Origin of the sequence: Pseudomonas sp. Sample_16, from assembly GCF_004307665.1 — a bacterium.
In the GTDB taxonomy this organism is placed as follows: domain Bacteria; phylum Pseudomonadota; class Gammaproteobacteria; order Pseudomonadales; family Pseudomonadaceae; genus Aquipseudomonas.
The window spans coordinates 160948-168185 of the sequence record NZ_RCOB01000070.1; the positions used below are offsets into that span (position 1 = coordinate 160948).

Below are 7238 nucleotides of genomic sequence, written 5' to 3' on the forward strand. Positions count from 1 at the left end.
GCTACTCCTCGGTGGGGGAACGGGAAAGATCGAAGAGGGTCTCGGCGGCCTGCAGCTTGGCGACGCCGGTTTCGGCCTGGCGATACAGCGACTGCAGGCTACTCATCTGCAGGTTTAGAATGACGCGGTTGATCTCTAACTGGTACAGCGCCTCCCGTAGCGAAGGGGCCAGATGCGGAAGTGCCATCGCGTGTTGCCACACCTGTACCCCCATGCGCTGGAAGTCCGGACTGCGCCAGCGCAGGAAGTCAGTTCCGGAGGCGCTGCGCTGGACGACCAGTCGCAGGTCCAGCAACGAGAAGGGAGGTTGCGCCATGATGGTCAGCATCCCCCCCATCAGTCCCGCGACCCGAGTTCGCAGGCGCAGGTTCGTCTCGGCGAACTGCTGCAGTTCCCCCTTACCCTTAAAAGGCTTTAAAAGGCCTTTTAGGGAGGCACCTTGTTCGAACTCGCGATAGGCATCCGCTGACAAACGCCGGGCGATCGCTTCGGCCAAGGTCATGCTACACCGCCTTCGGACGGAACGTTCTGCGCGGGCTGAACCTCTGCCTCTACCTGATCCGGTTCCTCGCGAATCGACGCCGTGGATCCGCGCGTGATCGGTGGAGCGAACTGGGAGCGGTGGCTGCCCTCGAGAATGTTTTGCGGCGGCGTGCCGAACTTGTCGATGGCTTCGCGGGCGCGGGCGTTGTTGGCGGCCATGTCATCCCGGCTGACCCCGGCCAGGCGGTATCGCTGCGCCAGACCGAACAGGCTGCGCAGCAGATGCGCGCCACGATCGATCCAGATCTCCATGTCGCTGCGGCCGATCAAGGCGGTGTGATGGGCGAGCAGTACGCGGCGCACCAAGGTGTCGTAGTCGGTCAGCAGGTAGACCGCGAGAAAGCCGAGCTGGCTGCCGATGAACAGCGGCAAAGTTACGGGATGGATGTTGAGGTTGTCGCCGACATCGACCTGGGTGGGCAGGTCGCGCTCCACCCGGCTCAGCTGGCTGGTCAATGTGAGCATTTCCGCCTTGGCCTGCAGCAGCTTGTCTTCCAGCTGGAGCATGAACCAGTCGGCGTATGGGTCGTCCTGGCTACTCGCATGCTTGAGCAAGTTGGTGACGCTGATGTAGCCGGCCATGCCCATGATGGGATGCACCCCTTCGCGGGCCATGCGGCCCTGCCACAGCCGCGCGGCATGATGGGTATGCAAGGTGAGGGTGATGCTGCTGCGCAGAGAGCCCAGGTTGAGCTGGTAGTGATCGACCATCGCAGGTACCTCGCCGTCGGAATGACGCAGACGATGGGCTGTTCTGTGAGGTCCGGCGCGGATCAACGCGAAGGTGGAGTGCTCGCATTTTCAGGTAGTGGAACACCCTGGATTTGATGGCACCGGCATTGATTCCACTGGCGACCAAACCTAAGACGCGGCGCCTATGCCGCGACAGCGTTGCTTCAACTCTTCCAGGCACGCCAAGGTCAGTGGCGAGGCTTTGCGCTCGCCGTTGCGCCGCGGTCGCTCGCAGGGCGATTCCGCCTTTGGCTCGCGTGGGGATGTGGTCACAGGCGTCGTTGTCTCGGACCGAGCCGCCCACAAGATAAATTCGCCTTGGCGTGCACGCTTGATCAAACCCATCAGGTAGGCGACCGGTTTGCGGATCTCGCCGCGAGCGCAGCGCACCGCCGCTTCGTTGATCACGGCTTGTTGCTGTTCGGGTTCGAGCGGGCGCATCGCCTGGGTGGCCATACGCCGCTCGGTTGGGCTCAGCGGTAGGTCCTCTGGCCATTGAGCGCGGCCGAACGCCACCTGCGGCAGTACCGTACTTTTTTTGCTTTGGTCTTTCCGTACTGTACGGCCGGCGTCGGCATTCCGAATCACAGTCGAAATCGGTGTGTTGTCGCAGGATTCGGAATCAGCTGCCGAGGAAACTATGTTCCGAACGTGGTGGCTTTTTCCGCGTTCGGAATTATCCGCAGCCTCGCTGGTTAGGGGTAGCGATTGCTGTTGAGCCGGCAAAGCAGGTGAGGTGAGTTTTTCCTTATCGACCGTCGCCACGTGCGGGTCTGCGTGAATTTCCCCAATCACATGCTGCGCCACATCGCGCACACCTTTGGCGGCGTGGGTGAGGTTCTGCTGGAGCAGCGCCGCGTAACCGTCATCGAGTTCCAGCTGTTCGGCGGGTGTCAACGGGTCGCCGTGCAGCACGTATACGCAACCGCGCAAACAGCCCTGGGCATCGCGGGAGCGATCTACCAGGCTGAGCCAGCGTGTGGTCCGGAGTACATTAAGCGCACGGGCAATGGTCTCACGTGATGCCTGCGTGCCGCAGGGGCTGGTGGCCAAGTAGGGTTGTAGGTCCTGGTAGCGAGGTGTTTTTACCTGGCGTTCGGTGATCAGCCAGCGCAACACCTGCCAAGTATTGCGCTCCAGCGGCGTCAGCCGGCGATCCAGCAGCAACGCTTGGGGCAAGGGATCATTGTCGCCATAGTAGATGGTCCGTAGCGGCGCTTCCGCTGCGGGGGCCTCTATCTGGGCCTGTGTCGCCTGCCACTCCATACGACGCCGGAGCGCGTCGTAACACTGGCGCACCACATCCTGCCAGTCGACCTGATAGAAGTTCAGCATGGCGTACCTCCGTACAGTTCGATCTGTTGCCAGATCAGGGTCAGGCTGATGTGTTGCTCCTCCGCCAGCATCATCATCGCGTCCAACGGATCGTTGTCGGGATCGTCTTTGCGCAGTTGGCTCCAGCGGTTCCACACGGCGTGCTCTTGCGCTTCGCTGAGCTGAACCGGGCGACCGCGATGGGTCTCGATTTTCAGCACGCGACGACGCAGCGCGGTTTCCGAATGGTCCAGGCCAAAGCAGCGGTACATGATGCTCGAGCTTGCACCCAACTTGAGTGCCCGATTGATCAGCCGCGCGTTTTGTTCGTCCCGTTCGGCTTGGGTGATGAGACGTCGCAGTACAGCCGTATCGACCTTGACCTCCACCCAGGCGATGGACGAGTGCGCCAGGTGGGACAAGGTGGTCGGTGGCAGCGACTGCAGGACCTCGATGTCTTCATCGGCCAGCCCCAAGGCTTTGCACCGCTGCAGGCGCCCGTGGCGCAGCTCATGCAACACCTGGTTCAACATGGCATGGTTCAACAGATTGAAAGTGGTGGCCATGAGGCAGTTCCTCACGTTAAAAAGTGGGTGACAGCGTCATATCGATCAGCTGCCGGGCGTGGCGGATCAGCTCGAACAGTTGCTCCAGTTGGGCGTCGGGGAGTCGCTCAAGGCCCACGGTCAGAGAGGGGCGTTCGGCAAATGGCAGGTCATAAGTTCCGATCAGCAGCTGACCAAACAGCGCGGCCGGCAACTGCTGACGTTGTTCCCAGGCCACGTCATCTTGCAAACGCAGCAGGGCCGAGAGCAAAAGCTGAATGCCGGTGTATCGCGGGCTGAGCAGCTCGTCGTACTCCAATGACAGCGTAAAGCCGAGGCCGTCAGCTTGGGGCCTGACCATTGCACTAGCGTCGGCATATTGGGCCAGATCGGCCGCCAGCGCGGCGCAAACCTCTCGCAAACCCTCGATGTCATGCCGTGACGTGATGCGTGGAGTAAGCGGGTTCAATGGTGACTGAACGCCATCGATTCCAACCTGCTGCTTCACAGCAGTCTGGTCGTCATTCAGCGACTGGCGAATGTGGGAGAGGCGGGGCTCATTCGCCGTCGAAGCGGCGCCGCCAGTTCGCGGTTGCTCGGAATTAGCCGACCTGATGGGCGTTTTGGGTGTGGATACGATTTCCGGCGACGGAGGTGGAGGATCGTCCTGCAAGCGTTGAGGCAGAGAGTGAGCGTTACTTGATTGAGCAGGCGACACACGCTGCTCCTGGTGCATTTCCAAAGCCAGTAGGCGGGGCGTCTGCTTCAGGATCACCGCCATTTTGGCGATCAGTTCGTCCTGCAGCTCAGTCGAATCCAGTTCGGGTTTTTCCCCTTCGAATGTCGACAACACTTCTAGCCACAGCAGTGTGAATTGCTGGGCATCACCGAAATACTGATTCCAGGTCGACTCCGCTCGGCGCCGCAGGGTGATGAGCCGCTCAATGACGGGCTTGCCGAGACCTGCATAAAGGACCTGCGGGATGGCCGGGAGCAGATGTTCGAGCGCATCGAACATGCGACTGATGTGCGATTGCGAGACAGGGTAGCCACTTTGGCTCAAGCGCGCGGAGAGCTCGCGTTGGCTCAGGGGTACACCAGGCTCCTGAAACATGTCCTTGAGTTTCACCACTGCGAGGGCTCGCTCGATGAACGTTAGCTGGCCATGCAAATCGCTTTCGGCCAGGTGCCCGAGCAAGGCATGTGACTCGGATTGCCAGGGACGGAACAGGCAATGGATACGAAAGAAATGCTCTTCGCGGGTTTCCTGCCAGAGTTCACTGAGGATACTCAATCGAGTATTGCCGCCATTGCGGATGATGAAGTGCTGCTCATTCGGACGACGCGTGATGGAGGGGGGCTGGTCCAAACCGCGCTCGCGGATCGAGGCCTTGAGTTCGTCATACAGCGGGTTGCGGATGACGCGTGGATTGAACTCGTAGGGGCGCAGTTGCTCGAGAGTGACAAGCATCGGCGTATCGCCTGCGGGATCCGCCATCAGTTCGCGCCCCTGCTTCTGCGGGAAATGGGTTTGCTGCAATTTACGTGTGATTTCATCGGAGGTCGGCGGCTTCATCACATCCTCCGATCAGTCGCGATTGGATAAGCCGACTGCCGGCAGCTGACGTTGGGTTAGGCACGCTCCCTATCGGGGCGCTCAGTTGATCGGTCCACTCCGGAAACAACTCGAGAGCCAGCGCACGCATGACCTCCGCTGCGCAACGGCTATGGCTGCCGGGTGGTGGGGTGAAGTCGACGCGATGTACGGGCAGCCCCAGTGAGGCCGCATTGAGATAGGCCACTCGATCGGGAATTACTGTGGCGCAGAGGCTGACATGAGGATCGGCCTTGAACGAATCTTGTAGACTCTCGATGATAAAGCGGGTGTCGCGGCGATTGGCGTTGACCTGATTGAGCAATAGTTTCACCGACGGCAACGCCACCCCCAGGTATCGGTACGGCTCCAGTTCCTCAAACAGTCCGAGCGTGCCGCGACGCAACTCGCGCGCGGCAAGCATTTCCGGCGGGACTGGGCACAGAGCGCAATCAGAGGCGAGGAAAGCCATCTCCACCACCACGTTACGTGCGCCTTGGGTATCAACGATGAGCACATCGTAACGACCCTGGAAGGCCGGCAGCAGATTGCGCAGTCGCAAGCGGCCATCAGCCGCTTGCATCAGGAGGGTGCTTATATGCCCGGCGCGGTCGTTGGACACGATCAATTCAAGGTGTTGAATTACGGTGGCGGTGATCACCTGTTCGGGAGCAGTGAGCCCTTGCGAAATGAGTTCGTAGCTGCCGGCGTCTCGGGGTTCGCACAAGGCATAGTAACTGGACAGCGTCGGTTGACTGTCCAGGTCCAGCAGCAGCACGCGCAAGCCTGAGTCGGCGAGTAACCCACCGAGATTGGCGGCGATGGTGGTCTTGCCCGCGCCGCCCTTGGTCGAGATCAACGAAAGGACTTTCATGACGCTAGGCTCCCGTCGACAGGCGATCCTGAACCCACTGCTCTATCTCCAGTGAGTCCCAACCGACGGCACGCGTGCCGATACGCCGGCATTGCGGGAACAGTCCGGCCTTCATCAGGTTGTAGATATGCGAGCGTTTGAATCCGGTTTTTTGTTCGACCTCATCACGACGCATGATGTGGCGATCGGCTGGGCTGATAGGTTGCACGGTGTCACTCCTTAGCGCCGGCTGGCACGTGATGGGATGTGACAGTTAGTGAAGGCCGGCAGAGGAGAGAAATCATTGCCAGGCAATGGCATCCATTGCCTGGCAATTCAACCTTAGGACTGTAGGGATTGGGCCAAATGACGGCGAGCTTGTGCAAATTTCCGATCAAGGGTGCGTTTGCTCAGGCCAGGAGTACCGGGGAACTGCTCAGTAATGGCGTCGACAACGGCCGCCTGGTTTTTGTAAATCGATCGCAGCTGGCCGCTTCTGGATTTGCCCAGCATGACCGTCAACAAGGCACCAATGATCATGTAGTGCACCAAAGCGGACGCTTCAGAGGGCACCTCAAATGCACCGCGCTGGACGGACAATTCTTTCTGGTTGAAGGCGGGGGCCGCCGCTTCGGCGACTGCCGAGTACGTTTGGCGTAGTTTATTTATCTCGCGAAGGTCGGCATCACGCTCCGCTTGTAGGGCCAGGTGTGCAGTCAGACTGACGCATTCGGAGTGGTCGACATCTTGTGAAAATAGGAACGCTGGCTTTTCTTCCGGATAGTTGCGCGCAAACCAAACTCGCAGATCAGAATGGCGGATGGACCAATAGATACGTTCAGCCTTGTCGTTCGAGGTAATTGGACGTCCAAGGTAGGTTGCGGGTAACTCGCGACAGACGATGGCATCGTATATACGTTCGGCGTAGGCGTGGAGAAAGGGCCATTGCGGGAAATGCTTGAGGAGACTACCGGGGTGAGAGAGATCTACCTACAAAATTTCGCCTTGGTGGTCGGTAAGGTCGCTCCAAAGAATCGCGGCATCGATAGGGTGGTAAGAGCTTCTGATCGAGACCATGACAAACAGCCTCCTGCTGAATTTGTCGTAAAATCGCTGGCGGGGGCTTCATTCTAGGCCACTGTCTAGCGAACCAGAGTCCAAAATAATTTTTGGATCCAAAGAAGGTGACAGTGTCATCTGCAAATAGTTCGAAGCAGATTCCGATAAATAGGAGCTCTCTGCATTGATGTGCATGGCGTTGATACAACAAAAAACTGTATTGTAATGGGCATTTTCCTAGGCGCTGTAGGAATATTAGGCTATACCCTATATTTCACCGCACCATTTTTCTAGCATTGGAGGCGTCCATGAGGCTCGGTACTACATGTGCAATATTTATTTTTGCTGTAACGCTACTTGGATGTACAGGTATATCAAAACAATCAGTAACTGTTAATTTGATGGCGACCCAGAAAAACCCCGGCCAAATTGGTACAACCACGTTGACTGGCATGGGAAATCAAACTGACTTTGATTTTTACATCAGTGGAGTGCCTGCTGGCACGACGCTGCCCTTGCGAATTTACTCTTTTATAAATCATGGAAGCTGTCGGCAGCCCGGTAATGTTGCATTCGCCATGAATGATAAGGTCAATAC

General features: G+C 58.6%; 9 protein-coding genes. 2 read left to right on the forward strand and 7 right to left on the reverse strand.

What is annotated here, in order from left to right; translation table 11 throughout:
* Position 1: 1 nt before the first annotated feature.
* From D8U69_RS11090 to D8U69_RS11120, 7 genes are all read right to left on the reverse strand, one after another.
* Positions 2–502: a DUF3158 family protein gene (locus D8U69_RS11090; RefSeq protein WP_130905536.1), complete on the reverse strand. Its 501-nt coding sequence runs from the start codon at positions 500–502 to the stop codon at positions 2–4.
* Complete coding sequence (locus D8U69_RS11095) at positions 499–1254, reverse strand: PFL_4669 family integrating conjugative element protein (RefSeq protein WP_130905535.1); 756 nt, start codon at positions 1252–1254, stop codon at positions 499–501. Before D8U69_RS11095 ends, D8U69_RS11090 begins: the two co-directional genes overlap by 4 nt.
* A 150-nt stretch (positions 1255–1404) precedes the next feature.
* Complete coding sequence (locus D8U69_RS11100; protein ID WP_130905534.1) at positions 1405–2610, reverse strand: STY4528 family pathogenicity island replication protein; 1206 nt, start codon at positions 2608–2610, stop codon at positions 1405–1407.
* Positions 2604–3155: a DUF2857 domain-containing protein gene (locus tag D8U69_RS11105; protein WP_130905533.1), complete on the reverse strand. Its 552-nt coding sequence runs from the start codon at positions 3153–3155 to the stop codon at positions 2604–2606. Before D8U69_RS11105 ends, D8U69_RS11100 begins: the two co-directional genes overlap by 7 nt.
* Positions 3156–3171: 16 nt before the next feature.
* Positions 3172–4710, reverse strand: a complete 1539-nt coding sequence (locus D8U69_RS11110; protein ID WP_130907297.1) for a ParB family protein — start codon at positions 4708–4710, stop codon at positions 3172–3174.
* Positions 4688–5602: a ParA family protein gene (locus D8U69_RS11115; protein ID WP_130907298.1), complete on the reverse strand. Its 915-nt coding sequence runs from the start codon at positions 5600–5602 to the stop codon at positions 4688–4690. The genes D8U69_RS11110 and D8U69_RS11115 overlap by 23 nt, the downstream gene beginning before the upstream one ends.
* Before the next feature lie 4 nt (positions 5603–5606).
* A complete protein-coding gene (locus D8U69_RS11120; RefSeq protein ID WP_130905530.1) occupies positions 5607–5810 on the reverse strand; it encodes an AlpA family transcriptional regulator in 204 nt (67 codons plus the stop codon).
* Between the two features lie 137 nt (positions 5811–5947).
* On the opposite strand from D8U69_RS11120, the gene D8U69_RS29470 reads away from it, so the two are divergent.
* A complete protein-coding gene (locus tag D8U69_RS29470; protein ID WP_177434562.1) occupies positions 5948–6241 on the forward strand; it encodes a hypothetical protein in 294 nt (97 codons plus the stop codon).
* 707 nt (positions 6242–6948) lie between these two features.
* On the forward strand, positions 6949–7238 hold a 290-nt coding region (locus D8U69_RS29595; RefSeq protein WP_130931660.1), incomplete at its 3' end, for a hypothetical protein.